The organism is Haloplanus salinarum (assembly GCF_024498175.1).
Classification (GTDB): Archaea; Halobacteriota; Halobacteria; order Halobacteriales; family Haloferacaceae; genus Haloplanus; species Haloplanus salinarum.
Window position 1 is genome coordinate 2,859,903 of the sequence record NZ_CP101823.1, and the last position, 24,389, is coordinate 2,884,291.

Here is a 24,389-nt window from a genome sequence, read left to right on the forward strand (position 1 = left end):
TCCGGCAAAACGTTGCGGGTCGGATCAGGACCCGTGGCGGGTGACGTGATAGAGGACGCCCCACAGGAACGAGAGCGCGAGGACGACCACGAATCCGCCGGTCAGTTCGCGGGACAGCGGGACGCCGATCAGGGTGACGAGGTGGCGGCCGACGACGGCCCCCGCCTCCGCGAGCGGTGGGGTGTACGTCCAGACGTACTTCGAGAGGACGGTCCCGACGATCAGGCTGACGAACGCCGACATGGCGTGTGACGCCCCCGTCTTGGCTGGCATCGTCGTTCTGCCCGTCCCTTGAGGGGTAGCGGGGATGAATCTTTCTCCCGGACGACGCGCTTTTGCCCGTCGGCGCGGAAGGGCGGACGATGACTGCACTCGACGCGAAACTGGACGCCGCCCGCGCCGACCTCGCCGAGCGCGACGGGGTCGTCGTCGCGTTCTCCGGCGGCGTCGACTCGGCGGTCGTCGCCGCCCTCGCCTACGACGCCCTCGGGGACGACGCCCTGGCCTGCACGGCCCGCAGCGAGACCCTCCCCGCGTCCGAACTCGACGACGCGGTCCGGGTGGCCGAGGAGATCGGGATCCCCCACGAGACCGTGACCTTCTCCGAACTCGACGACCCGGACTTCGTCGCCAACGGCGACGACCGGTGTTACCACTGCCGGACGATGCGCCTGGGGCGGATGTACGACGTGGCCCGCGAGCGGGGCATCGGGACCGTCTGTGACGGGACGAACGCCTCGGACCCGGGCGAGGGTCACCGGCCCGGGCTCCGCGCCGTCGAGGAACTCGACGTGTTCTCGCCGCTACTCGCCCACGACGTCACCAAGGCGGAGGTCCGCGAGGCCGCCGAGCGCTACGGCCTCTCGGTCGCCGACAAGCCCTCGATGGCGTGTCTCTCCTCCCGGATCCCGACGGGGCTCGAGGTGACCGAGGAACGGCTGACCCGCGTCGAGAAGGCCGAGCGACTGCTGCGGACCTGGGGGTTCTCGCAGTTTCGGGTACGCGACCACGACGGCCTCGCCCGCATCGAGGTGGCGCCCGAGGAACTCGACGCCGCCCTCGACCGGGAGTTCGTCCGCGCGGCGCGCGAACACCTCGACGACGTGGGCTTCGAGCACGTCACGCTCGACCTGCACGGCTACCGGACGGGGAGCGTGAGCCCCGACGAGGACGACGAGGAACCGCTCGTCGCCGACGTGTTCGCCCAGGAGTACCCCACCGGCGGGGACTGAGCGGCTACGCCGAGACGCCGTCGAGGAAGTCGGTCCGGTTCTCGGCGAGCAGGCTCGCCCGCCCGTCGCGCACGCGGAGTTCGTTCAGCGCGCAGTTGTCCTGCTCGCCCTCCACGACCGCCGAGACGACGTCGCGGCCCTCGACGGCGCCGACGAGGAGGTAGAGCGGGCCGCCGTGACAGACGACGGCCACCGTCTCCTCGGGGTCGCTCTCGGCGACGAGTCGCTCCCAGCCGGCGAGGACGCGTTCCCGCACGTCCCGGAGGCTCTCGCCGCTCTCCGGGCGGGCGTCCACCGCGTCGTGGCCGGCCCGGCGTAGCGAGAGACGGTCGTGGTCCTCGAACATCGCCGCCTTCGGGAGCCCCTGGTAGCGGCCGAAGTCACGCTCGCGCCACGCCGACTCGAAGGTGGGGTCACAGCCGACGTGTTCGGCGAGGTGAGTGGCGGTCCGCCTGGCCCGCCGGAGGTCGGAGGCGAGGACGCGGTCCACGTCGTATTCGGCGGCGACGGCGGACCCGAGGGCCCGCGACTGTGCGTGTCCGCGGTCGGTCAGCGACGTCGGCGCCCAGCCCTGGAGGCGGCCGTCACGGTTCCACGTCGTCTCGCCGTGTCGGGCGAGCAGGACGGTGGTCATGGGACCCGCTACGGCCGTCGCCCACAAGAGCGTTCCTCGGGACGGGACCGGACGGCATCCCCGCGCTCGGTTCGGGAACCGATCACAGGGGTCAGTTGCCGGTCCACCGGAGCAGGGCGAGCGTCCCCTCGAACAGCGAGATCATGGTCGCAGCGACGATGATCGGCGCCATGCCCGTCGGGTCGGGGCTGACCAGGAAAGAGAGCCCGAGGAACCCGCCCCAGAACAGCAGGCGCCGACCTTCGAGCCACTCCCGGGTGGTGAGGTTCATCATGATCGCGAGCATGATGAAGAGGGGAATCTGGAAGACGAGCGCCATATAGCCCATGAGGACGAGGATGAGGCCGAACGTCTCCTTGAGTCCGAAGGCGATGAGTTCGACGGACTCCTCGGTGTAGAGCGTGAAGTACGCGAAGATGGCCGGGAGGACGACGAAGTGGGCGAAGCCGACGCCGATCAGCGCCAACACGAGACTGGTCGGGACGGCGGCGAGGTAGTAGCGGCGTTCGCGGGGAAAGAGCCCGGGACGCATGAACAGGTACGTCTCGTAGACGGCGATTGGGAGGCCGACGACGAAGCCGGCGAGCGCGGCGACCTTCAGTTCGGTGAGCAGGAGTTCGAGCGGGCCGTACAGGCGGGGCCGCAGGTCGGGGTCCGTCGCCGCCCCCGGGATGTGGGAGTTCCAGAGGTAGTTGATGACGCCGTCGGCGAAGGGGAAGACCGCGAGGGCGACGACGCCGCCGACGACGAGGACGACCGCCAGCCGGCGCACCATCTCCTCGATGTGGGCGGCGAGGGGCATCTCCTCGTCCGAGGCCGGCCCCTCGCCGACGAGGCCGTCGTCGACGTCGCCGGCCGGCTCGGGGGCCGACGGCGGCTGGGGTTCGACCGTCGTCTCCCCCCCGACGACCGAATCGCTGCTCGTGGTGGGCGCCGAGTCAGCGTTCGCGTCCGCGTCCGAACCGGCGTCGGTCTCCGCAGTCGACGCCGCGTCGGCGTCGTCGTCCTCACGGCCCTGGGGCGCCGTGCCGTCGTGCAGGTCACGGTCGGTCGGGGGCGTGTCGTCGGCCCCGGCGGGGTCGTCACCGCCCTCGGCCTCGGCGGTCACCTCCGGCGCGAGTTCGAGTTCCGGGTCGTCGGCGAGCTCCTCGTCCGGGACGGGGGCGCCGACGGCGTCGGAGACGCTCCGGCGCTCGTCGATGTCGAAGGGGTCGTCGGTCCCCGTCGCGCCCTCGGGGGCCGTCCGGTCGGCGGCGAGCGCGGAGTCGTCGTCGAGGTAATCCTCGATGGAACCGCCGGCGTCGGGCGCGTCCTCCGGCGAGTAGACGGTGTCGGTGTCGGGGTCGAGCGCCGGGTCGTCGGCGTCGGGAACGGACTCGGCGTCGCCGTCCGCGGCACCGCGGCTGTCGGCGGCGGTGTCCGCGTCGCCGTCCGCCGGGTCCGGGTCGCCGTCCGCCGTCGGCTCGGACGACGCTTCCGGCTCCGAGTCCTCAGCCATTCACCCGAAGTATCTCCCCGGCTGTTATAGGCCTTTTTCCATCGGATCGGCGGACGGGACACGCTGCTCGGGTGGGCTGGGAGAGAAAAGATTGATGACGCCGAGACGGGTTCGGTGTACCATGTCGAGCGCGCTTGACGAGGACACCCGTCGGACGTTGGACGCCGGGCGGGAGACGGCCGGTGCGATGCTTCGCTCCGCCCAGAAGGATCTTCAGAAGGTGTTCATCGTCTTCCTCGTCGGGTTCATCGGCTCGTTTTACGCCCTGCGGCTCTACATCTGGGAGTTCCTGCGCAACGTGACGGAGGCACGAATGTCGGCGGCGACGGCGGAGGACCTCCAGATCATCGCCCAGACGCCGTTCGACGTGATCCTCCTGCAGGCGAAGATCGGGCTCATCACCGGGATCATCATGGCGATACCCGTCTTCCTCTACTTCTCGCGTGACGCCCTCGAGGAACGCGGATGGTGGCCGTCGACGCCGGTCGCGCGGTGGAAGATCGCCGCCGGGGGCCTGCTCTCGGCGACGCTGTTCGTGGCCGGGCTCGTCTACGGCTACGCCGTCTTCTTCCCCGTGATGTTCTCCTTTCTCGCGAACAACGCCATCTCCGCGGGGTTCAAGCCGACCTACTCCATCGTCCTCTGGGCGCAGTTCATCTTCCTGCTGACGCTCTCGTTCGGCCTGGCGGCGCAGTTGCCGCTGGTGATGAGCGCGCTCTCCTACACCGAAATCGTCCCCTACGAGACGTTCCGTGACCGCTGGCGATACGCCGTCGTCGGCATGGTCGCCGCCGGCGCGCTGTTCACCCCGCCCGACCCGTTCACGCAGATCATGTGGGCGGTGCCGATGCTCGTCCTCTACGGGTTCAGCCTCTACCTCGCGAAGGTGGTGGTGACGGCCAAGCGCGGCAGCGAGCGCCTCGACGTGTGGACGGCCGCCGGCCGACACTGGAACCTCATCCTCGGCGTCGGCGTCGTCGGCGGCTTCCTGGTGTACGCCTTCTACGCGTACGGCGGCCTCGAACGCGCCAACGACCTGCTGGCGTGGATGGGGACCAGCCGACGCCTCCTGACGCCCGGATCGACCCTCCCGGTCACCCCCGCCGTCGCCCTCGCGGTGTGGACGACGGCCGGCGGACTCGTCGCCGGCGCGGTCGGCTTCATGTACTACGTGTACGCCGAACTCGAAGCCGCGGTCGAGCCGACCGAGGTCGGCGACCCGACCGAGATCGACCTCTCGGCGCTCGACGCGGACGGGATCCGCGCGGCACCGCCGGAGGCCTTCGCCGACCTGAGCGAGGAGGAGGCGCTGACGATGGCCAACGAGGCCATGGACGACGACGAGAAGGAGAAGGCCCGGGCCATCCTCGAACGGTTCGACGAGGCCGAGGAGCGGCGGGCGGCCGAAGGGGAGGGCGAGGGCGACGCCCCCCAGTCGGCGAGCGAGGAGATCGGCGACCGGGCGAGTCGCGCCGGCGGCACCTTCCTCGACGAGTTCACCGACGGCGAGACCGACGAGGACGACATCGGCGGCTACTACACCGACGTCGCGTTTATCCTCGACAGCCTCACGTCGCGGGCCTTCCGCATCGCCGCCGTCTTCGGGATCGTCCTCGCGTCGACGTTCGGATGGCTCTACACCGGCGGCATCGGCCGCGTCTTCGAGCAGTTCCTCTCGCAGTTGCCCGACGACGTGACTGCCACCGACCAGATCGAGGTGGTGGCCCTCCACCCCATGGAGGCGCTGATCTTCGAGGTGAAGTTCTCGACGCTGATCGCCGTCCTCGTCACCCTCCCGATCGTGGCGTACTACGCGTGGCCGGCGCTCCGGGAACGCGGGTTCGTCCGCGGCAACCGGAACCTCATCTTCGGGTGGGTCGCGGCCCTCGTCGTCGGCCTGTTCGCCGGGTTCGCCCTCGGCTACACCACCGTCGCCCCGACGGTCATCTCCTATCTCGTCGCCGAAGGCGTGCGGGCCGAGATGGTCATCGCCTACCGCATCACCAACTTCTTCTGGCTCATCTTCTTCACCACCGCGGGCATCGGCCTCCTCACGGACGTGCCCGTCCTCATGCTCCTGCTCAACACCGCCGGCGTCTCCTACCGGACCATGCGCGACCGCTGGCGGGAGGTGACCGTCGGCATCCTGGGGTTCGCCGCCGTCGCCACGCCCGCCGACGTGATGACGATGTTCCTCGTCACGATTCCGCTGATGGTCGCCTACGGCGTCGGCCTCGGCGTGTTGTTCGCGGTGACGCTCGGCGGCCGCCGCGACCTCTCCGGGAGCGAACCGTCGGAGGGCGATCAGGGCGCCGACGCCGAGGTGTGACCGCGCCTCACGCCTCGACGAGCGTCAGGCGGAGGTCCATCACGTTCGTCCCCGTGGGGCCCGTCACCACCGCGTCGTCGACGGCCCGGAGCGCCGGCGTCGCGTCGTGGCAGTCGAGGTGGGCGACGGGATCACGTCCCGCCGCTTCGAGCCGGGACGCCGTCGTGTGATCCACGAGTCCCCCGGCGACGTCGGTGGGGCCGTCGGTGCCGTCGGTCCCGAGCGCGAGCGTCGTCACCCGGGGTTCGTCGGCGAGGGCGACCGCCGACCGCAGGGCGAACTCCTGGTTCGGGCCGCCCTCGCCGGCGCCCTCGCCGACCCGGACGGTCGTCTCGCCGCCCGAGATCAGCACGCACGGCGGGCTGGCCGGCCGCCCGTGGGTCACCGCCTCGCGGGCGAGCGCCGCCAGACAGGTCGCCACCTCGCGGCTCTCGCCCTCGACCGTCGAGGAGAGGATCAGCGGCTCGTAGCCGCGAGCCGCGGCCCGGTCCCGGGCGGCCTCGACGACGTCGGCGGGTCCCGCGAGGACGAGGACGTCGCCGTCGGTCGCCCCGGGCGTCTCGGGAACCGCGCCGTCCCGGCCGCGGCGGAGGTGCCGGGGGACGGCCGGCGGGACGGCGTCGGTCAGGTCGTGACGGTCGAGGACGGCGAGCGCGTCGGCGAACGTCGACCCGTCGCCGACGGTCGGGCCCCAGGGGTCGCCGGCGGGTTCGTCGACGACGACGAGCGTCGCGAGCGTCGCCGGCGCGACCCGCTCGGCCAGCCGGCCGCCCTTGAGCGTCGAGCAGTGTTTCCTGACGGCGTTGATCTCGTCGATCCGGAGCCCCGCCCGCAGGAGCCTGTCGGTCACGTCCGCGAGGTCGGACAGCGAGAGGTCCCCGGCGGGGGCGGCGAGCGTCGCCGAGGCGCCGCCGGTGATGGCGGCGATCACCAAGTCCTCGGGCCCCGCCGCGTCGGCGAGTTCGTGGACCCGCCGGCCGGCCCGCAGGCTCTCGGCGTCGGGGATCGGATGACCGGCGCCGACGACGGCGACGCCGTCGATGTCGCGTTCGCCGCCCGCCTTCTCGGCGACGACGCCGTCCGTGAGGCGGTCGCCGAGACGGGAGCGCAGTTCCGCAGCGACGGCGGCCGACCCCTTGCCCGCCGCGAGGAGGTAGACGTCGTCGACGGCGGCGAGGTCGACGGTGCGCTCGCCGATCCGGAGTCGGTCGCCGTCGCGGGTCACGGCCGCGGGGACGGTCCGACGGGGGTGGACGGCGTCGACGGCCGCGGACGCGATATCGAGGAGGTCACGTCGGGCCGTGACGTTGCCGTGGTCGACGAGCGCCGACCGGTTGCGGACGGTCGTCACGGGTCGAGGGTCCCCTCGGCGGGCGGGCCGAACGTCGCGGCGTCGCCCAGTTCGTCCTCGATTTCGAGGAGACGGTTGTACTGTTCGGTGCGTTCGCCGCGGGTCACGCCGGTCTTGATCTGTCCGGCGCCGAGGCCGACCGCGAGGTCGGCGAGCCACGTGTCGGGGGTCTGTCCGGAGCGTTCCGACACCTGCACCGCGTAGCCGTTCCGGGTCGCCAGCCGCGACGCCTCCCGTGCCGCCGTGACGGTCCCGACCTGGTTCACCTTCCAGAGGAGGGCGGTCGCGGCACCGCGGTCGACGCCCCGCCGCAGTCGCTCGGGGGAGGTGACGAAGAGGTCGTCGCCGACGATCTGGACGTCGAGGCGGTCGGTCAGGTCGGCGTAGCCGTCGAAGTCGTTCTGATCGAGCGGATCCTCCAGCGAGACGACGGGGTAGGTGTCGACGAGTTCCTCGTAGAACGCGAGAAGCTCCGCCCGGGAGAGGGTCTCGCCGAGGAGGGCGTAGGTCCCCGTCTCGGGGTCGTAGAAGTGGGAGGCGGCCACGTCCGCCGCGAGGGCGAACTCGCCGTCGTAGCCACACGCCTCGATGGCCCGGAGTTCGAGGTCGAATGCCGTCCGCGGGTCGTCGACGCCGATCGGGTTGTACCCCCCTTCGGCGCCGACGTTGAGCGACGCCTCGCCGTACTCCGCGCGGACGATGTCCCCGAGTTCGTAGTACACCTCGGCGGCCATCCGGACGGCTTCGGCGACGGAGTCGGCGCCGACGGGGACGACCTGGTGTTCCTGGAAGGGGAGGTCCCCGCCGGCGAGTTCGCCGCCCTCGATCAGATCGAAGAAGGGGAGCGGGAGGACGTGCGTGTCGGCGCCGCCGACGTACCGGTAGAGGGGCTGGTCGGTCGCCGCGGCCCCGGCCCGGAGGGTGGCGAGCGAGACGCCGGTGATGGCGTTGCCGCCGAGCGGGTCCTCGGGGTCGTCGAGCGCGTCGAGGCGGGCGTCGACGGTTCGCTGGGCGGTGGCGTCGTGGCCGACGAGCGCGGGGGCGATCCGGTCCTCGACGTTCGCGGCCGCCTGTCGGACCCCACGGCCCCGATACCGGTCGTCGCCGTCGCGCAGGTCGATGGCTTCGTGCTCGCCACGGGAGCGACCCCGGGGAACGTCGGCCCGGCCGGTGCCGGCGGCCGTCTCGACGGTGACCCGTAACGTCGGCTCCAGGCGATTGTCGAGGATTTCGCGTGCGGTGATGGCTTCGATGGACGCGTCGGTCATTCGTGGCTACGCTACGTCGGGCGGGGGGCAAATAGTTGGGGAGCGCGGCACCCCGGAACGGGGGGCCGACCCGGACGGCGAAGCCGTCGTATTTAAACCCGGGCGGGAAATATGGCCGAGAGAACACCATGAGAATATTCGAACGAGTATGCGGGCGCGGAGCGGGGGGCACGGCGTGAGCAAGATCAGCGTCGAGATTCCGGACGAACTCCTCGCCGACCTCGACGAGCACGTCGGCGAGGACGGGAAGTTCGTGAACCGGAGCGACGCGATCCGGGCGTCGATCCGGAAGAATCTGGACCTGCTCGACGAGATCGACGCCAGACACGGGCGTCTGGAGGCCGACGAATGAGCGCCGGACGGGACGCGTGGCCGGTGGGCCGCGTCGCGATCCTCGCGCTGTTCGTGACGGCGCTGGTGACCGCACAGTTGACCGCCTCGAAGGTGCTGGCGATCCCGCTGCCGGTCGCGGTACCGCGGATCGGGGCGACGGTCTCCCTGCCCGGGGCGGCGCTGGCGTACGCGCTCACCTTCTTCGCCTCGGACTGCTACGCGGAGCTGTACGGCCGGCGGGCGGCACAGGTCATGGTGAACGTCGCCTTCGTGATGAACTTCGTGTTGCTGGCGCTGGTGTGGTCGACCATCATGGCGCCGGCGTCCCCGAACTCGCCCGTCGATCCCGCGTCGTTCGCGGCGGTGCTCGGCGCGAGCACGAACATCGTCGCGGGGAGCCTGCTCGCCTACATCGTCAGCCAGAACTGGGACGTCCTCGTCTTCCACCGCCTCCGGGAGGCGACCGAGGGCGACTTCCTCTGGCTCCGGAACATCGCCTCGACGGCGACGAGTCAGGCCATCGACACCGTCATCTTCGTCGGCGTGGCCTTCTACCTCCTGCCGCGGTACGCGGGGATCGGCGAGGCGACGCCGTGGTCACTGGTCGTCGGGCTGATGCTCGGCCAGTACCTCCTCAAACTGCTCATCGCGCTGGTCGACACGCCGTTCGTGTACGCCGTGGTCGGCCTCGTCCGCTCGCGGGCCGACGCGGCTGCGAAGGCCGCGGCCGCCGCGACGGGCGAGCCCGAACGCGAGTGACGCGGCGGGTCTCACACCCGCTCGGCGAAGGCAAAGCGCGGTTTGACCTCGTCGATCCGTACCTCGATGCGGTCGCCCACCTCGGCGTCGGGGACGAAGACGGTGAACCCCTCGACGCTGGCGATGCCGTCGCCCTCGTCGCCCCGGTCGACGATCTCGACGACGAGTTCGTCGCCGGCGGCGATCGGCGCCGTGAGATACCCCTTGGCGACGAGATACACCTCGGAGGACGAGTCCCGGGAGGCGTCCGGGCGGATCGAGCGCACGTACTCGAAGGTGTCGTCCATGTCGGCACGGAGATCCGCGAGGTCCGGGCCGTCGAAGGCCTTTACGACCAGGTCGCCGCCCGGGGCGAGGACGTCCTCGGCGACGCCGAGGGCCTGCCGGGCGAGATGGATCGATCGGGCGTGGTCGACGGAGTACTCGCCGGTCATGTTCGGAGCCATGTCCGAGACGACGACGTCGGCGCCGGCGTCGCCGACGGTCTCGCGGAGGCGGTCGACCGTCGCGTCCTCGGTCATGTCGCCCCGGAGCGTCTCGACGACGGCGTGATCGAGCGGGCGGATGCGCTGGCGGTCGACGCCGACGACGGTCCCGGCGTCGCCGACCGCCTCGGCGGCAACCTGGAGCCACCCGCCGGGTGCGGCCCCGAGGTCGACGACGACGTCGCCCGGGGCGAGCAGGTCGGCCGCCTCGTCGAGCTGTTTGAGCTTGTAGGCCGACCGGGCGCGGTAGCCCTCCTGTTTCGAGCGGTTGTAGTACTCGTCGCGACCGGTCATGGGCGACTCACCGGGAGGCGTGACCGCGAGCGAGCGGTCGCGGGATCGGCGTTCATACCCGGACCGAGGTGGTCGATCCGGAAATGCACGTCGGATGTCTGGCCGGCCTCAACACTCCTTCAGCAGGCGCTCGGCGAGCGGCGCCCCGTCGTACCGGACCGTCGAGCGGTCGGGGAGGTAGTCGATCACGCCAGCGGCGTCGAGTTTCGGCAGGTGGACGTGTCCGAGCGAGACGACGAGCCGATCCACCGGTGCCGGGTCACGCTCCGCGAGGGCCTCCGCGAGCGTCGCGACGGTCGTCACCTCCGTCTCCCCGCCGGAGAGGACGCGGATCACCCGCCGCCGTCGCGCGTCGGCCAACACCTCGAAGACGGCATCCAGTCGCTCGGTGTCGGCTTCGTCGTGTCGATTCTCCCCCGGGTCGTCGTCGACCGTGCTGTCACACGTGTTCGATGTAGTCATCGGATCCCCCCCCAGAACGCAGCTACCGGTTCCGTGTGAGCACTCATGAAGCTATTGGATGAACGGACTGTCATGTGTGCTGTCACTCGTCCTCGGGCAACAGGGCGTTGGTGACGAAGGTCACGATGCCGCGGCGCAGTCGCTCGGTGACGGCCTGATCGGAGATACCGAGGTCGTCGGCCAGTTCGAGGGTCGTACAGCGTCGGGGGATGTCGTAGTAGCCGCGTTCGACCGCGAGTTCGAGCGTCCGTCGCTGTCTGGGTGTCAGCCCGTACCAGGCGCCGGTTCCCGCAGTGGGGTTGTAGACGCGCTCGATTTCGACGGGGGTGTCGAGGTCCTCGGCACCGGATCGGAAAGTCGAGAAATCGTCGTGGCTCGGGAACTCCGCCTCGAAGGTCCACGCCTCCGGCGTTCCCGTCCCGCGGCGGATGGAGCCGCCGTGTTCGGCGAGCAGTCCGAAGAAGGGGTCGACCTCGGGGTCCCACGAGACGAGACGGAGCGAGCAGTCCTCCGACACGTCCACGAGCTCGAACCGATAGCCCTCCGCGTCGGCGAACTGATCGCGGCCGTCGAGGCGGCCGTCGGCGAGGTCGGAAAGCGAGAAAACCGGCGCCGAGCCGTCTTCTACCCCGTTCACCCGTTCGAGTTCCGTCGGTCCCCCCGACCGCGTCGGGATCCGCCGACCGAGCTCGAACTGGTGAGTCGGTATTCGCAGTTCGACGATGACAGCTATTGATCGTAGGGGAGTAGCCGACGGGGGATCATAGCAGGTATGCTTGGTTAACCAAGTTTCGTTCGGTGACGGGTCGATCGTGATAAACGTGGACGCCGCCGGTACGCGCGCTCGCCCGCGACGAACAGCGGGTATTTTTAACGCCCGGGGCATACCACCGGATACATGTTCAAGGCCATCGTGAGCGCGTCGACGCTCCGGGATGCCCTCGACTCCGTGAGCGTGCTGGTCGACGAGTGTAAGGTTCGGCTCAACGAGGACGGCCTGTCGATCCGGGCGGTCGATCCGGCGAACGTGGGGATGGTGGACCTCTCGCTGGACGCCGCGGCGTTCGAGTCCTACGAGGCCGACGGCGGCGTCATCGGCGTCAACCTCGCCCGACTGGAGGACATCGCGGGCATGGGCAACGCCGGCGACCTCGTCCACCTCGAACTCGACGAGGAGACCCGCAAACTCCACATCCGGATCGACGGCCTCTCCTACACGCTGGCGCTGATCGACCCGGACTCGATCCGACAGGAGCCGGACATCCCCGACCTCGATCTACCCGCACAGATCGTGGTGGAGGGCAACCAACTCGACCGCGGCATCACGGCCGCCGATATGGTCTCCGATCACATCAACCTCCGCGTCGACGAGGCGGTGGAGACGTTCCACATCGAGGCCGAAGGCGACACCGACGACGTCGACTTCGAGATGGGTCCCGAGGACCTCATCCACCTGGAGGCGGGGCCGGCCGACTCGCTGTTCTCGCTCGACTACCTCAAGGACATGAACAAGGCCATCCCCGGCGACGCCGAGGTGACGGTCGAACTGGGCGAGGAGTTCCCGGTGAAGCTCCACTACGAGTTCGCCGAAGGCCTGGGACAGGTGACGTTCATGCTCGCGCCGCGCATCCAGAGCGAATAACCGTCGACCGCCCACCGCTCACCCGTCCCCGCGTCGACCCGTACCGCTCGCGATTTCGGTGCTGTTCAGATTAGCTGATTCCATGCGAAGGCGAACGATCTGAGCCACTCGTTTGCAGTTTCTGCTTCGGCGTTGCTAAAACAGTTCGAGAAACTGGTAGTTCTGCGTTTTACTTCACGAAAGACACGTTCGACGCTGTTCCGATTTCCATGACGTTCGTATCTGAAATCGAGGCCGTGGCGACGGCAGGCGTCGTTCAGAGGTTTCGCACCGTCGACGAGAAACACCGCGTCGTCAACGTCGTGTTTCTCGCGTAGTTCGCGGAAGAACGAATGAGCGATAACATTGTTTCTCGTCGGTTCAAGCCTTGTGTGTAGTAATTCGTTCGTCTCTGGATCAACCGCAGCGTACAGCCAGTACTGCTCGTCATTGAGTCGGATCACGGTTTCGTCAACCGCAACGTGATCCGGGCTTCGATCTTCTTCGGGCTGTAGATCAGCCTTGTGAACCCAGTTGTGAACGGTGGATCGTGCCCGCTCAACACCAAATATTTCAAGAATAGAGACAGTATTCGAAAGTGATAGTCCAGCAAGATGGAGCTGAATACTGAGCTTCATCAACAGCCGCGGTGTTGCCTCTCGTTCCACAAAACCTAACTCGATTCGGTCGATACAACCGTTGAGGCGGGCGATTTCAGCCATGAACCAGCAGAAACTCGCACCGCCTCACCTTTCAATCCTTATCTGAACACTACCGCGATTTCTACCCCATCATTTATTATCGTCTGATTTTTCGCCGCCATCGAGAAGGTCTGCACGCTGTCACTATTTCCGTTGGAGTTATGTATCTCCGCGCATTTCAGCGGGATGTTTATATGTCTTCATCACTAACTGTGGGTTAAGAAGCGTCACGGCGACACGGTCCCCGCGTCGGTCGTCGGTGACGATCACCCCATCATGACAGAAGCACGCGTCTGGACGACCGAGAGCACCGAGATTCGAGAGCGAGAGGAGTCGACGGCCGAACACGCCTGCCCCGAGTGTGGCGGCGCGCTGGTGACCGACGAGGAGCACGGCGAGACGGCCTGCAGCGAGTGTGGGCTCATCGTCGAGGCCGACGAGGTCGACCGCGGCCCCGAGTGGCGAGCCTTCGACGCCCGGGAACGCGACGAGAAGTCCCGGGTCGGCTCGCCGACGACGAAGATGATGCACGACAAGGGGCTGTCGACGACGATCGACTGGCAGGACAAGGACGCAAACGGGAAGACGCTGAGTTCGCGCCAGCGCGAGAAGATGCAGCGGCTCCGCACCTGGAACCGGCGGTTCCAGACGCAGGACCACCAGGAACGCAACCTGCGGCAGGCGCTCGGCGAGATCGACCGCATGGCCTCGGCGCTCGGCCTGCCCGAGAACGTCCGCGAGACCGCAAGCGTCATCTACCGACGTGCGCTGGAGGACGACCTCCTGCCGGGTCGATCGATCGAGGGCGTCGCCACCAGCGCGCTCTACGCCGCCGCGCGACAGGCGGGCGTTCCGCGAACCATCGACGAGATGGCCCGCGTCAGCCGGGTCGAGGAGACCGAGTTCAAACGCACCTACCGGTACGTGGTGCGGGAACTCAACCTCGAAGTCGCTCCGGCCGACCCGGTGAGCTACGTCACCCGGTTCACGTCGGAACTCGATCTCTCGGACGAGGCCGACCGACTGGCACGGGGGATGCTCGACGCGGCCAAGGAGCGCGGCCTCCACAGCGGCAAGAACCCGGTCGGCCTCGCGGCCGCCGCCGTCTACGCCGCGCCGCTGCTCACCAACGAGGAGATCACCCAGCGGGAGGTGGGCGAGGTGGCCGACATCAGCGAGGTCACCATCCGCAACCGGTACCGGGAACTCCTCGAGGCCTACGAGGACGTCGACGGGGCGGTCGCGGCCTGAGGCGGATCGGTACCGAGTCACCCCCCGGAGCGTGGATCGCCGGAGACGGCTCACGAGGCCGTCCGAACCCCGTACCCCGGAATCCTTTTACGCGAAAGCACCTTATTCGGAGCCAATCATGGGCATGGGCTCGGATATGTACCGACAGCAGATCCTCGATCACTACAAGAACCCCCGCAACCACGGGGAACTCGAGGATCCGACGTTCACCCACGTCGGCGAGAACCCGTCGTGTGGCGACACGATCAGGATCGACGTGCGCCTCGACGACGACGGGGAGACCATCGACTACGTGAGTTTCTCCGGCGACGGGTGTGCCATCAGTCAGGCGAGCGCGAGCATGCTCACCGAGCGCCTCCCGGGGACGACCCTCGACGAACTCGCCGGGATGGACCGTGACGACGTGGTGGAGATGCTCGGCGTCGACATCAGCCCCATGCGGATCAAATGCGCCGTCCTCGCGGAGAAAGTGGTCCAGGACGGAGCGAAGATCCACGAGGGCGAACTCGACATCGACGAGACGACGACCGAGGAGTAGCTACTCGGCCCCCCGGTCGACCTCCCGACCGATCCCTCGCGCCATCGCGATCAGAAACGCCAGTCCTCGCTTGACTTCCGGATCCCGGAGCGCCCGCACCAGACCGAGCGGCCCCACCTCGCGGTAGGCGGCGTCGGGGGAGCCCGCGTCACCGAGCGCCCGGAGCAGCGTTCGGGCGCCTCGTACCGTCCCCGGATCGGCCGCCTCGTCGGCCAGTTCGCCGAGCGACCCGGCGGTGCCGGCGACCGAGGACACCATCTCGTCGTCCGCCGCTTCGGTCGCGAGAGCCACGACGTCCGCGAGTTCGACGAGGTGATCCAAGGTCCCGTCTCGCTGGAGGTCGGCCACCGTCTCGACCGCCTCGGCGAGTTCGTCCCCCCGGTCGCCGACCGAGGCGGCCAGGCGAGGCGTCCCGTCTTGGGCGAGCTCGTCGGCCGATTCACCGAGTGTGGACGCGTTCTCGGCCACCGAGGACACCATCTCGTCGTCCGCCGCCTCCACGCCGAGTGTGGCCACGTCGAGCAGTTCGTTCACCACGTCCAGACGGCGGACGAACGCCGCCACTGCCTCGGGGTCCTCCGCGATGGCGGCGGCGAGTTCGTCGTCGACGTCGGTGGTCTGCGCGTCGTCGACCACGTCAGATCAACCCCCGTGCGGTCAGCCAGTACGCCTCGTTGTACGCACCTTTCGCCCAGTGGACGAGCCGTGATTCCTCACGGAGGACGGGCATGGAATCGTAATCGAAGGAGACGAACGTCGCCTCGTCCATCCCGGCCTCGAGGAAGCAGAGCACCTTGCCGTCGTAGGTGGCGGTCGGCGTGTGGCCGCGCACCGACGCGGCGAGGCGGTCGGCGACGGTCCCCGCCTGGTAGTGAGCGACGCTCCCGGCCATCGGCCGCTCGATGTCGGTCGTGTCGCCGATGGCGTACACGTCCTCGGCGTGAACTGCCGCCAACGTCCGTGGGTCGGTCTCGACCCACCCGTCGTCGCCCAACCCCGCGTCGGCCACGAGGTCGACGCCCGCGTGCGGCGGAATGGAGACCAGAAGGTCGTAGTCGACCGTCCGCCCGTCTTCGGCGTGGAGCGTCCGGTCGTCGGTGTCGACGTGGTCGACCGCGAACTCGGTGTGACTCTCGACGCCGCGGGCCTCGAACCGATCGTCGGCCCAGTCGGCCACCGGCGGAAGCTTGTGGGTCCGTTCGGTGGGAGCGGTGTAACCCACCGTCGCGTCGACGCCGCGGTCACGGAGCCAGTCCTCGACCATCAGCGTGAACTCCACGGGCGCGGCCGGGCACATGTGCGGCATCCCCGCAACCGTGAGGACGACACGACCACCGTCGAAGTCGGCGAGCGCGTCACGCAGTCGCTCGGCGCCGTCCGCACTGTAGAAATCGTGGGCACCCTCGGCGAGTCCGGGGATACGGTCGGGGACCAGCCGAGCCCCGGTGGCGACGGTCAGGTAGTCGTACTCGAGTGTGTCGCCGTCGTCGAACTGCAGGCGCTTGGCCGACGGGTCGACGTCGGTGATCCGTCCCGTCCGGAGCCGGATTCGTCGGTCGAGCAGGTCGTCGAGTGGCCGCCGCGCCTCGGACGGATCGGCCCGACCGAAGGCCACGTAGAGCCAGACGGGCTTGTAGACGTGCGTCGCCGTCTCGTTGATCAGCGTCACCTCGACGTCACCGGCGTCGATCTCCGTGTCGAGTTTCGCCGCGAGTTTGTTGGCGAGTACGGTCCCACCGGTGCCGCCACCGAGGACGGCGAGACGGGTCGTCATGTGAGTATCACCGGGGGACGGTACGGCTTCCGCCCACCTAATATTGTGCGGTTATTCCAAGAAACCCGTTCGTCGATCGCCGACGAATTCGTGCCGATGTGCGCGGACACCGGTCCACTCCCCCGGCATAACCGCCCTAGATCACGTATATACGCAGTTCCAGTTACGTGTGGCGTATTCAGTGGGTGCGAGCCACGGGGACGTCGGCGGCTGACGATATTGGGGGTTCAAGATCCAACCATCTGATTGATAGGCAGTAGTAGTCGTTGGGAGTCGGCGCGCGCTCGAACGGAGCCCAGTCCGACGCCGGCGGTCAGGAGTTCGTGAGAACGGCAGGGACCGTGTTGAGTCGCGACGGGGGGTCGAATCGTCGTCCCGTCGGTGCTGCGTTCGGCCGGCAGGCCGGCGAGGGTCGCGTGGCGTTACTCGGGGACGAGCCCCTCGTCTTTGACGCGCATCACGGCCTCGCCGTCGGCGAGGTTGGGCGCGTCGACGAGACGGACGATCCGTTTGTCGCCTTTCGACTTCCGGAGATACATCCGGAACGTCGAGGTGTGGCCGAGGATGTTGCCCCCGATGGGTTGGGTCGGGTCGCCGAAGTAGGAGTCGGGGTTCGAGGCGACCTGGTTGGTGACGAGGACGGCGGCGTTGTAGAGGTCGCCGATCCGCATCAGGTCGTGGAGATGTTTGTTGAGCTTCTGCTGTCGCTCGGCGAGTTCCCCCCGGCCGACGTACTCGGCGCGGAAGTGAGCGGTCAGGGAGTCGACGTTCAGCAGGCGGACGGGCCATTCGGAGTCCTCGTGTTCGCTCGCGAGCTCCTTCGCCTTCTCGGCCAGCAGGATCTGGTGGTTGGAGTTGAACGCCTTCGCGACGTGGATCTTGTCCAGCACGTCGGTGACGAGTGCCTCCATGGCGTCCTCGTCGCCGGGCGAGCCCTCGATGCCGCGGTCGTCCATCGTCGCCTGAATGATCTCGTCGTCGAGGCCCCGGACCATGTCGTCGATGCGCTCGGGACGGAACGTGTCCTCGCTGTCGACGAAGATGGCGCTCCCGCGGAGGCCGCCGTACTCGGTGGGCAACTGGACGTTGACCGAGAGCTGGTGGGTGACCTGTGACTTGCCGGCGCCGAACTCGCCGTACACCTCGGTGATCGACTGGGTCTCGACGCCGCCGCCGAGCAACTCGTCGACCTCGGGGACGTTCCAGGTGAGCTTGCCGATCTGTTCGCGACGTTCGAGGACGGTCGCCCCCGTCTCGAAGCCGCCGACGTCCGCCGCCTCGCGGGCCGCGTTGATGATGTCGCTCGCCGTCGATTCGCCGATGTCGGCCGTGTTGGAGAGCTCCGCGGGACTCGCCACCGCGATGCTCTGGTAGCTCTCGAAGCCCGCTTCGACCAGTTTGTCGGCCGTCGCCGGCCCGACTCCCGGAAGGTTCTCGAGGTCGTCTTCTGCCATGTGACTCCGCTTGTGCCCCTCCGCACATAAAGCCTCGTTAACACCGTGGTGAAAGTGAAACGGCACGACGGCGTGGCCGTCGATACCACGGAGCGCGGTGGTTCATGCGGGAGCGGGCGCTACGTCCACGGGTGGCCGCCGTCCGTGCCGGGCCACAGCGGGTACCAGTAGCTCTCGTCGTCCTCCACGTCGAGTTCGCCGTCGAGGACCGACTGGAGTTTGAACTCCAGTCGGTTGTCCCGTTCGCGGCCACCCGTCGGGACGAAGGGGTAGTACGCCCCGCGGCGGAAGGAGTAGAGCCAGTAGGCACGGGTCCCGTCGCGGGCGCGCTCGAACCCGAAGACCGCCGCGAGCAGGCGCGAGCCGTATCCGCGCTCGACGAACGTATCGGCGGCGAAGTGGACGCTCGTCACCAGGTCCTCGGGGTCGTCGTCCTCGAGGACGACCCAGTGGTAGCCGTGGTCGTCCTCGTGGCGGTAGAACGTCGTCCCCGTCTCGGCCTCGCCGGCGCGGAGGATCTCCTCGACGTCGTCGACCGTCGCGTCGAAGTCGGTGCTGTCGACCGAGGAGAAACAGAGCGCCGCGGCGCCGACGGGGGCGAAACCGAGGTCGGCCTCCATCGTGAGGTAGGCGGTGCTCATGCCGAACAGGTCCTCGGGGTCGGCTTCGCGGGTCGCGTCGGCGTCGGTCCGGACGCCGAGCACCGACCGGAGCGTATCGAACAGGCCCATCAGCGCCGTTCCATCTCCCCTTCGAGGTCGCGCAGGCGGTCGACGCGCTTCTCGGTCGGCGGGTGCGTCGAGAACAGGCGGCCGACGACGCCGCTCCGGAGCGGGATGACGAAGAAGGCGTTCATCTCCGACTGCTCGCGGAGGTCACGGTCGGGGACGTCGTCCATCCGGCCGGAGATCTTCAGCAGCGCCGACGCGAGCGCCGACGGTTGGCCGGTGATGGCCGCCGCCCCGCGGTCGGCGGCGTACTCGCGGTAGCGCGAGAGCGCCCGGACGAGCAGGAAGGAGACGATCCAGACGACCAGCGAGACGAGGATCGCCACGACGACGCCGCCGCCGCCCTGGCGGTTGCGGCCGCCGCCGAACAGCCACCCCCACCGCACGACCATGAAGGCGAGCGTCGAGAGGAAGGAGGCGATCGTCATCACCATCACGTCCCGGTTCTTGACGTGGGCGAGTTCGTGGGCCATCACGCCCTCGAGTTCCTCCTCGTCGAGGGTGCGGAGGAGCCCCTCGGTGACACAGACCGTCGAGTGCTTCTGGGACCGGCCGGCGGCGAAGGCGTTGGGCATCTTCGTGTCCGCGACCGCGACGTCGGGTTTCGGGAGGTCGGCCTGTTGACAGAGGCGGTCGACCATGGCGTGCAGGCGGGGATACTCCTCGGCGTCGACGCGTCTCGCGCCCATGCTGTACAGCGCGAGGCGGTCGCTGAAGAAGAACTGTCCCAGCGAGAACAGTCCCATCACGAGGACGATTCCGAACAGCCCCATGTACCGCGACAGGATCGCGACGAAGACGATATAGAGGACGAACAGGAGGAACATCGTCAGGACCATCCGGCCCCGAAGCCCCCAGTCGGGTTTCCACTCCATGTGCGGGGGTAGACGCGGCGGTCGGTAAACGTTATCGGCGATCCGTGTCGCGGGGCTTAACCGCCGCGGGCGACTACGGCCCGGCGATGAGCGACACCGAGTCCCGGGAGTTCTGTCCGCGCTGTGGCGACCCGGTGCCGACGCGAACGGAGCCACTGCCCGGCGAGCCACGCGACCGGGACCGCCGCCTCTGTGACGCCTGTTACTTCGAGGACTTCGACCTCGTGGACGCACCCGAGCGGATCGAGGTGCTGGTCTGTTCCGGCTGTGGTGCCGTCCACCGGGGGAACCGGTGGGTCGACGTCGACGCCCGCGACTACACGGACGTGGCCGTCGACGAGACCCGCGAGGCGCTCGGGATCCACGTCGGCGCCCGGAACGTCACGTGGGCGGTCGATCCCGAGCAGGTCGACGAGAACACCATCCGGATGCACTGCCAGTTCACCGGCGTCGTCCGCGAGACGCCGCTGGAGGAGTCGGTCGTCGTGCCCGTGAAGATCTCGCGGGGCACCTGCGACCGCTGTGGGCGTATCGCCGGGGGCTACTACGCGAGTACGGTTCAGGTGCGGGCGACCGACCGGACGCCCACGGCCGAGGAACGGAGCCGCGCCGTCGAGATCGCGGAGTCCCACGTCGCCGACAAGGAGGGGGACGGCGACCGCGAGGCCTTCGTCAGCGAGGTGAAGGAGACGGACGACGGCCCGAACGTGAAGCTGTCGACGAACGGCCTCGGCGAGGAGGTGTCCCGGCGCATCGTCCGCGAACTCGGCGGGAGCGTCGAGAGCTACCCCACCCTCGTCACCGAGGACGGCGACGGCAACGAGGTCTACCGGGTCACCTACGCGGTGCGGCTGCCGAAGTTCACGCCGGGCGACGTCATCGCCCCCGACGACGACGCGGGGCCGGTCCTCGTCCGGAGCGTGAGCGGGAACCTGAAGGGGATCCGACTGGCCACCGGCGAGCCCTACGAGGCGTCGTTCGACGACGAGGAACTCGCAGCCAGGCGACTGGCGACCCGCGAGGACGCCGTCGAGACGACGGTGGTGGCCGTCGAGGACGCCCACGCGGTGCAGGTACTCGACCCGGAGACCTACGAGGCGAAGACGATCCCGCGCCCGGACTTCTTCGACGCGGACGCGGAGACGGTTCCCGTCGTCAAGACGCGAGCCGGCCTCCACGCCCTGCCTGACTAGTCGGCGTCGGCCGACCGGTCGGCCGTGGACGTGACGTCGCCGGCGTCGACGTCGATCCCCGCCCGCTGCAGGTGTCCCGTCACCGCCGACGCCATCTCCTCGTCGGAACAGCCCGCGCGCCGGGCGGCCTGCGAGAGCGTGAGCGTCCCGTTGCGATACAGGATCACCGACGACTCGATCGTATGAGTGCGCATTTGGGTGTATTTTCGAGGAATAGCTACAAGTACCTAAATCTTTCTAGTAATACAACCCGCGTTTGACAATCTTGTCCACAATAGAAGAAACGTATGGTCAGTTATTGTTTGAGTCTCGGTACCACGGATCACTCGCCCCACACGTCCGACAGCGGGTGGTCGTCGGCGCCGTCGTCGCCCGACTCGCCCCCGTCGGACGCCGTGTGGGGCCGCGCCCCGGTCCGCCCACCGCTCCGTGTGCCGGGCGTCGTGTCCGTCCCGTCGAGTGCCGCGTCGGGGTCAAAGGCCGGGAGGGTCGGCCGCTCCATGTCGTCCACGGCGTCCGCGAACCAGGGCGGCATGTCCCCCCGGGCGCGCTCGAAGAGGTCGAGGAGGCTCGAATCCGCGAGGTAGGTGGCGCCGTGGTCGTCGGGCGCGCGGACGATGCGGCCAGCGGCCTGGATCACCGTCCGGAGGGCGACCCGGTAGTACCACGCCCACTGCCCGTCTTCGAGCCGACGGGCCACCCGCGAGTCGGCGGTGTTGAGATAGGGCGCCTTGCAGAGTACCTGCCAGCGGGCCAGGTCGCCACGCAGGTCCAGCGCCTCCTCCATCTTCACCGAGAGGAAGACGTCGGGGTCGTCGGTCGCCTTCCAGTCCTCCAGGGCCCGGTCGCGGTCCGCCCGATCGTGGGTCCGGAGACGGGCGTCGACGCCGAAATCCGACAGGCGGTCGGCCAGGCGGTCCTGAATCGCGTAGGAGTGACAGTGGACGAGACCCTTCTCGGAGGGGTGCCGAGCCATGAGTCGAACCAGCAGGCGGGCCACGTCGGGCAGCGTCCCGTCGCGGTGTTCGTAGGTCATCTTTCCCCGGGTCACGTCGTAGAGCGGGCGGTTCTCCAGGGGGAAGGTGTGGGGGACGTCGACGAGGGCGACGTTCGCGGGGTCGAGACCGACCCCGCGACAGAACGCCGCCTTGTCGAGGATGGTCGCCGAGAGGAGGGCGAACTTGTTCCCGCGGTCCCAGACGGTGTGATGGAGGTACCGACCGGGGTCGAGCGGCTTGATCGTGATGGCGCCGCCAGCGTCGTCGGGCTGGTCGACGACCCAGGTGGTCGTACTGGTCGGGTCGCGGTAGTCGGAGACGAACCACTGGAGCTCCGACCGAAGCTCCTGTAACCGGTCGCGGCGGGCGGCCTCGCCCGGCGTGAGTTCCGGCGATTTCGTCAGATCCGACGCCGCGCGCTCACAGACGCCGGCGAGCGTCTCGGCGAAGCGGGCCGTCCGGTCGAGCGGGTCGTCCGCGTCGTCCAAGTCGGGCACGCCCACCTCGTCCCAGACGGGGACGGTGTCGGACCGGAGGTCGACGGTGGCGTACATCTCCGCCCACTCCGCGAGGCCGTGGGCCTCGTCGATCACCACCACGTCGCGCTTGCCGAACACCTCCGACCCGGCGGTCTGCATGAAGTAGGCGAGCGTCATCGCCGCGATGGATCGGTTGGAGGCGATGGCGCGGTCGGCGTAGTAGGGACACCGGTGTTTGACCGTACAGTCGTAGCCCGACTCCCGCGCACAGGGTGCACGGTCCACCGGCGTCGTCGTCTCGTCGGGGAGGATGCAGGTGTAGTTTCCCTTCCCCCGGATCACGTTGAGGTCGTCGAGCAGGTCGTCCGCGGCCACGTCGTCGAGCTGTGACACCTGCGGCGTGGTGTAGTAGGCGCCGGTCGCCTCGGCGGGGTCGGCCTCGTCGGGCGTCCGGGCCGCCCCGGCGACGGCGCGGGCCAGCAGCGACTTCCCGCTCCCGGTCGGGGCACGGACCAGCACCACGTCGTTGCCCGCGGCGAAGGCCGAACGGATGTCCGCCAGGGCGTCGCGCTGGTTGCCACGGAACGACGGGGCCGGGAACGAGGCGGGGATGCGCTCGGGGTCCACGGTGACCACAGCCGGGCGCCGCAGGTAATACTGTCGGCAACGGTTCGACGTCCGGGGATGTCGGACCGTTCCGTCGACTTCCGTTCGACTGTAAAACTATCTTCCTGCTAGGAGAGAATCCCGCCGTTTACGCCGGGAGTGAATCCGACACTTCCTACGCAGTCCACCGTCGATGACAGACCGGATAGTCCACGCCAATCCGGGCATTAAATAACTGCTTCGACATAGGCTATGTATGGCGATTCAGGTCACGCGCACCTTCGTTGGTTCCATCCAGAACCACCGGCAGGTCTGCGATGGCCTCGACTCGCTCGGGGATTCCGCCTCGAAGATCTGGAACGTCGCACGATGGACAGCCCAACGAGTTTGGGACGCAATCGGTACGATTCCCAACGAAGGTTCGCTTAAATCGTATATGAAGAACCGCTCGTGCTGGAAAGACTTGAACGCACAATCCAGTCAGAAAGTCATTGAAGAACTTTCTGACGCTTTCCAGTCGTGGTTCGACCTACGACAGAAAGACGACAAGGCAAATCCGCCCGGCTACCGGAAACACGGCGACGAACGACCACGTTCCACGGTTACGTTCAAAGAAGACGGGTTCAAACACGACTCCGAGAACAATCGAGTTCGACTCTCGAAAGGCTCGAACCTGAAGAAACACTTCTCGGACTTCTTGCTCTGCGAGTACCAGACTCGTCCTGACGTTGACCTCTCTGAAGCCAACTCGGTGCAGAACGTTCGTGCGGTCTGGAACGGTGACGAGTGGGAACTGCACTTCGTCTGTAAAGTCGAACTCGAAACAAACGACCCAGCAGGTGACGAAGTGGCCGGTATTGACCTCGGTATCACAAATATCGCTACGGTCGCGTTCCCGGACGAATACGTTCTCTACCCCGGTAACTCGCTCAAGCAGGACAAGCACTACTTCAAGCGTGCTGAGTACGACACGGAAGGTGAGAACGGCCCGTCTGAGAAGTCGATGTGGGCACGTCAGAAACTCACTGACCGTGAGACGCACTTCTACCACGCCCTCTCAGACGCCATCATCACAGAGTGTGTCGAACGCGGTGTGGGCACGCTCGCAGTAAGTTGGCCCGAGACTGTTCGAGAGTCCGACTGGGGGAAGACAGGCAACAAGAAACTCCATACGTGGGCCTTCGACCGCATCTTCCAGTACCTCGAATACAAGGGCGAAATACGCGGTGTTGAGGTGCTAAAGGAGAACGAGTGGGACACCTCGAAGACCTGTTCGGCGTGTGGAGACGACACGAAAGCGAACCGTGTTGAGCGAGGGTTGTACGTCTGCCAGTCGTGTGGCTTGGTCGGGAACGCAGATTGCAACGGAGCGGAGAACATGCGGCAGAAGATAACTCCGAATCCTCACGGTGAGGATAGGAGTAACGGCTGTGTGGCACAGCCATCGACACACTTGTTCGACCGCGAGAGCGGGACGTTTCACACGAGAGAACAAGTCGCGTCGTAGACCGGCAAATATCCCACCT

The 24,389-nt window shown here is 68.1% G+C and carries 25 protein-coding genes; 9 read left to right on the plus strand and 16 right to left on the minus strand.

All coding sequences use genetic code 11. From position 1 onward, the window contains the following. Positions 1–24: 24 nt before the first annotated feature. A complete protein-coding gene (locus NO364_RS15030) occupies positions 25–273 on the minus strand; it encodes a hypothetical protein (protein ID WP_157690107.1) in 249 nt (82 codons plus the stop codon). Positions 274–362: 89 nt separating this feature from the next. Here NO364_RS15030 and larE point away from each other — a divergent pair, with 89 nt between their 5' ends. Further along, positions 363–1,232 carry an ATP-dependent sacrificial sulfur transferase LarE gene (larE, locus tag NO364_RS15035; RefSeq protein ID WP_257627940.1) on the plus strand — a complete coding sequence of 290 codons (870 nt, stop codon included), beginning with the start codon at positions 363–365 and terminating at the stop codon, positions 1,230–1,232. Positions 1,233–1,236: 4 nt separating this feature from the next. Here the strand turns inward: larE and NO364_RS15040 are convergent, their stop codons facing one another. Both NO364_RS15040 and tatC read right to left on the minus strand, forming a co-directional pair. After that, positions 1,237–1,866 (minus strand): histidine phosphatase family protein, encoded by a 630-nt coding sequence (locus NO364_RS15040; RefSeq protein WP_157690105.1) that lies wholly within the window; start codon positions 1,864–1,866, stop codon positions 1,237–1,239. A gap of 91 nt (positions 1,867–1,957) precedes the next feature. Further along, positions 1,958–3,364: a twin-arginine translocase subunit TatC gene (tatC, locus tag NO364_RS15045; RefSeq protein ID WP_257627941.1), complete on the minus strand. Its 1,407-nt coding sequence runs from the start codon at positions 3,362–3,364 to the stop codon at positions 1,958–1,960. A gap of 121 nt (positions 3,365–3,485) precedes the next feature. Between tatC and NO364_RS15050 the strand changes: the two genes are divergently transcribed. Then, the gene (locus NO364_RS15050) at positions 3,486–5,693 is read left to right on the plus strand and encodes a twin-arginine translocase subunit TatC (RefSeq protein ID WP_257627942.1); all 2,208 of its coding nucleotides are present in this window, start codon (positions 3,486–3,488) and stop codon (positions 5,691–5,693) included. Between the two features lie 7 nt (positions 5,694–5,700). Here NO364_RS15050 and NO364_RS15055 read toward each other — a convergent pair whose 3' ends face one another. Then, positions 5,701–7,044, minus strand: a complete 1,344-nt coding sequence (locus NO364_RS15055) for a glycerate kinase type-2 family protein (RefSeq protein WP_157690102.1) — start codon at positions 7,042–7,044, stop codon at positions 5,701–5,703. Further along, positions 7,041–8,312 (minus strand): phosphopyruvate hydratase, encoded by a 1,272-nt coding sequence (eno, locus tag NO364_RS15060; protein ID WP_257627943.1) that lies wholly within the window; start codon positions 8,310–8,312, stop codon positions 7,041–7,043. The genes NO364_RS15055 and eno overlap by 4 nt, the downstream gene beginning before the upstream one ends. 175 nt (positions 8,313–8,487) lie before the next feature. On the opposite strand from eno, the gene NO364_RS15065 reads away from it, so the two are divergent. Next, positions 8,488–8,664 (plus strand): ribbon-helix-helix domain-containing protein, encoded by a 177-nt coding sequence (locus NO364_RS15065; RefSeq protein WP_157690100.1) that lies wholly within the window; start codon positions 8,488–8,490, stop codon positions 8,662–8,664. Next, the gene (locus NO364_RS15070; RefSeq protein WP_157690099.1) at positions 8,661–9,404 is read left to right on the plus strand and encodes a queuosine precursor transporter; all 744 of its coding nucleotides are present in this window, start codon (positions 8,661–8,663) and stop codon (positions 9,402–9,404) included. The genes NO364_RS15065 and NO364_RS15070 overlap by 4 nt, the downstream gene beginning before the upstream one ends. An 11-nt stretch (positions 9,405–9,415) precedes the next feature. On the opposite strand, the gene NO364_RS15075 is transcribed toward NO364_RS15070, so the two are convergent. From NO364_RS15075 to NO364_RS15085, 3 genes are all read right to left on the minus strand, one after another. After that, positions 9,416–10,183, minus strand: coding sequence for a 23S rRNA (uridine(2552)-2'-O)-methyltransferase (locus NO364_RS15075; protein ID WP_157690098.1), 768 nt, complete (start codon positions 10,181–10,183; stop codon positions 9,416–9,418). A gap of 108 nt (positions 10,184–10,291) precedes the next feature. Further along, the gene (locus NO364_RS15080) at positions 10,292–10,645 is read right to left on the minus strand and encodes a DUF7344 domain-containing protein (RefSeq protein ID WP_157690097.1); all 354 of its coding nucleotides are present in this window, start codon (positions 10,643–10,645) and stop codon (positions 10,292–10,294) included. An 82-nt stretch (positions 10,646–10,727) separates the two neighbouring features. Beyond that, entirely contained in the window at positions 10,728–11,531 is an 804-nt protein-coding gene (locus tag NO364_RS15085; protein WP_257627944.1) for a helix-turn-helix domain-containing protein, read from the minus strand. A 12-nt stretch (positions 11,532–11,543) separates the two neighbouring features. Here NO364_RS15085 and NO364_RS15090 point away from each other — a divergent pair, with 12 nt between their 5' ends. Further along, positions 11,544–12,287 carry a DNA polymerase sliding clamp gene (locus tag NO364_RS15090; protein ID WP_157690095.1) on the plus strand — a complete coding sequence of 248 codons (744 nt, stop codon included), beginning with the start codon at positions 11,544–11,546 and terminating at the stop codon, positions 12,285–12,287. A gap of 65 nt (positions 12,288–12,352) precedes the next feature. Here NO364_RS15090 and NO364_RS15095 read toward each other — a convergent pair whose 3' ends face one another. Continuing rightward, a complete protein-coding gene (locus NO364_RS15095) occupies positions 12,353–12,988 on the minus strand; it encodes an IS6 family transposase (RefSeq protein WP_257627697.1) in 636 nt (211 codons plus the stop codon). 255 nt (positions 12,989–13,243) lie between these two features. On the opposite strand from NO364_RS15095, the gene NO364_RS15100 reads away from it, so the two are divergent. Next, positions 13,244–14,218, plus strand: coding sequence for a transcription initiation factor IIB (locus tag NO364_RS15100; protein ID WP_157690093.1), 975 nt, complete (start codon positions 13,244–13,246; stop codon positions 14,216–14,218). 118 nt (positions 14,219–14,336) lie between these two features. Continuing rightward, the gene (gene sufU / locus NO364_RS15105; protein WP_257627945.1) at positions 14,337–14,756 is read left to right on the plus strand and encodes a Fe-S cluster assembly sulfur transfer protein SufU; all 420 of its coding nucleotides are present in this window, start codon (positions 14,337–14,339) and stop codon (positions 14,754–14,756) included. Here the strand turns inward: sufU and NO364_RS15110 are convergent, their stop codons facing one another. The 5 genes from NO364_RS15110 to htpX form a co-directional block, all read right to left on the minus strand. After that, the gene (locus tag NO364_RS15110) at positions 14,757–15,392 is read right to left on the minus strand and encodes a helical membrane plugin domain-containing protein (protein WP_257627946.1); all 636 of its coding nucleotides are present in this window, start codon (positions 15,390–15,392) and stop codon (positions 14,757–14,759) included. Position 15,393: 1 nt separating this feature from the next. Continuing rightward, positions 15,394–16,530, minus strand: coding sequence for an NAD(P)/FAD-dependent oxidoreductase (locus tag NO364_RS15115; protein ID WP_257627947.1), 1,137 nt, complete (start codon positions 16,528–16,530; stop codon positions 15,394–15,396). A gap of 422 nt (positions 16,531–16,952) precedes the next feature. Beyond that, on the minus strand, positions 16,953–17,984 hold the full coding sequence (radA, locus tag NO364_RS15120; protein WP_157690089.1) for a DNA repair and recombination protein RadA: 1,032 nt from the start codon (positions 17,982–17,984) through the stop codon (positions 16,953–16,955). A gap of 119 nt (positions 17,985–18,103) precedes the next feature. After that, complete coding sequence (gene pspAB / locus NO364_RS15125; protein ID WP_257627948.1) at positions 18,104–18,715, minus strand: PspA-associated protein PspAB; 612 nt, start codon at positions 18,713–18,715, stop codon at positions 18,104–18,106. After that, on the minus strand, positions 18,715–19,587 hold the full coding sequence (gene htpX / locus NO364_RS15130; RefSeq protein WP_257627949.1) for a zinc metalloprotease HtpX: 873 nt from the start codon (positions 19,585–19,587) through the stop codon (positions 18,715–18,717). The genes pspAB and htpX overlap by 1 nt, the downstream gene beginning before the upstream one ends. An 86-nt stretch (positions 19,588–19,673) precedes the next feature. Between htpX and NO364_RS15135 the strand changes: the two genes are divergently transcribed. Further along, positions 19,674–20,780, plus strand: coding sequence for a 60S ribosomal export protein NMD3 (locus NO364_RS15135; RefSeq protein WP_157690086.1), 1,107 nt, complete (start codon positions 19,674–19,676; stop codon positions 20,778–20,780). Here NO364_RS15135 and NO364_RS15140 read toward each other — a convergent pair. Then, complete coding sequence (locus tag NO364_RS15140) at positions 20,777–20,974, minus strand: DUF7317 family protein (RefSeq protein WP_157690085.1); 198 nt, start codon at positions 20,972–20,974, stop codon at positions 20,777–20,779. The two genes, NO364_RS15135 and NO364_RS15140, sit on opposite strands and share 4 nt — an antisense overlap. A gap of 128 nt (positions 20,975–21,102) precedes the next feature. Then, positions 21,103–22,884: an ATP-dependent DNA helicase gene (locus NO364_RS15145; protein WP_157691196.1), complete on the minus strand. Its 1,782-nt coding sequence runs from the start codon at positions 22,882–22,884 to the stop codon at positions 21,103–21,105. Between the two features lie 235 nt (positions 22,885–23,119). Between NO364_RS15145 and NO364_RS15150 the strand changes: the two genes are divergently transcribed. After that, entirely contained in the window at positions 23,120–24,370 is a 1,251-nt protein-coding gene (locus tag NO364_RS15150) for an RNA-guided endonuclease InsQ/TnpB family protein (RefSeq protein WP_257627950.1), read from the plus strand. Positions 24,371–24,389 lie beyond the last annotated feature (19 nt).

Excerpts from the sequence above, each read along its gene's own strand:
- pspAB (WP_257627948.1), bottom strand. The coding sequence starts at position 18,715 with ATGGGCCTGTTCGATACGCTCCGGTCGGTGCTCGGCGTCCGGACCGAC.
- NO364_RS15090 (WP_157690095.1), top strand. The coding sequence starts at position 11,544 with ATGTTCAAGGCCATCGTGAGCGCGTCGACGCTCCGGGATGCCCTCGAC.
- larE (WP_257627940.1), top strand. The coding sequence starts at position 363 with ATGACTGCACTCGACGCGAAACTGGACGCCGCCCGCGCCGACCTCGCC.
- NO364_RS15075 (WP_157690098.1), bottom strand. The coding sequence starts at position 10,183 with ATGACCGGTCGCGACGAGTACTACAACCGCTCGAAACAGGAGGGCTAC.
- NO364_RS15050 (WP_257627942.1), top strand. The coding sequence starts at position 3,486 with ATGTCGAGCGCGCTTGACGAGGACACCCGTCGGACGTTGGACGCCGGG.
- eno (WP_257627943.1), bottom strand. The coding sequence starts at position 8,312 with ATGACCGACGCGTCCATCGAAGCCATCACCGCACGCGAAATCCTCGAC.
- htpX (WP_257627949.1), bottom strand. The coding sequence starts at position 19,587 with ATGGAGTGGAAACCCGACTGGGGGCTTCGGGGCCGGATGGTCCTGACG.
- NO364_RS15080 (WP_157690097.1), bottom strand. The coding sequence starts at position 10,645 with ATGACTACATCGAACACGTGTGACAGCACGGTCGACGACGACCCGGGG.
- tatC (WP_257627941.1), bottom strand. The coding sequence starts at position 3,364 with ATGGCTGAGGACTCGGAGCCGGAAGCGTCGTCCGAGCCGACGGCGGAC.
- NO364_RS15030 (WP_157690107.1), bottom strand. The coding sequence starts at position 273 with ATGCCAGCCAAGACGGGGGCGTCACACGCCATGTCGGCGTTCGTCAGC.
- NO364_RS15085 (WP_257627944.1), bottom strand. The coding sequence starts at position 11,531 with ATGCCCCGGGCGTTAAAAATACCCGCTGTTCGTCGCGGGCGAGCGCGC.
- NO364_RS15095 (WP_257627697.1), bottom strand. The coding sequence starts at position 12,988 with ATGGCTGAAATCGCCCGCCTCAACGGTTGTATCGACCGAATCGAGTTA.
- NO364_RS15140 (WP_157690085.1), bottom strand. The coding sequence starts at position 20,974 with ATGCGCACTCATACGATCGAGTCGTCGGTGATCCTGTATCGCAACGGG.
- NO364_RS15115 (WP_257627947.1), bottom strand. The coding sequence starts at position 16,530 with ATGACGACCCGTCTCGCCGTCCTCGGTGGCGGCACCGGTGGGACCGTA.
- NO364_RS15150 (WP_257627950.1), top strand. The coding sequence starts at position 23,120 with ATGGCGATTCAGGTCACGCGCACCTTCGTTGGTTCCATCCAGAACCAC.
- NO364_RS15040 (WP_157690105.1), bottom strand. The coding sequence starts at position 1,866 with ATGACCACCGTCCTGCTCGCCCGACACGGCGAGACGACGTGGAACCGT.
- NO364_RS15135 (WP_157690086.1), top strand. The coding sequence starts at position 19,674 with ATGAGCGACACCGAGTCCCGGGAGTTCTGTCCGCGCTGTGGCGACCCG.
- NO364_RS15070 (WP_157690099.1), top strand. The coding sequence starts at position 8,661 with ATGAGCGCCGGACGGGACGCGTGGCCGGTGGGCCGCGTCGCGATCCTC.
- sufU (WP_257627945.1), top strand. The coding sequence starts at position 14,337 with ATGGGCATGGGCTCGGATATGTACCGACAGCAGATCCTCGATCACTAC.
- NO364_RS15100 (WP_157690093.1), top strand. The coding sequence starts at position 13,244 with ATGACAGAAGCACGCGTCTGGACGACCGAGAGCACCGAGATTCGAGAG.
- radA (WP_157690089.1), bottom strand. The coding sequence starts at position 17,984 with ATGGCAGAAGACGACCTCGAGAACCTTCCGGGAGTCGGGCCGGCGACG.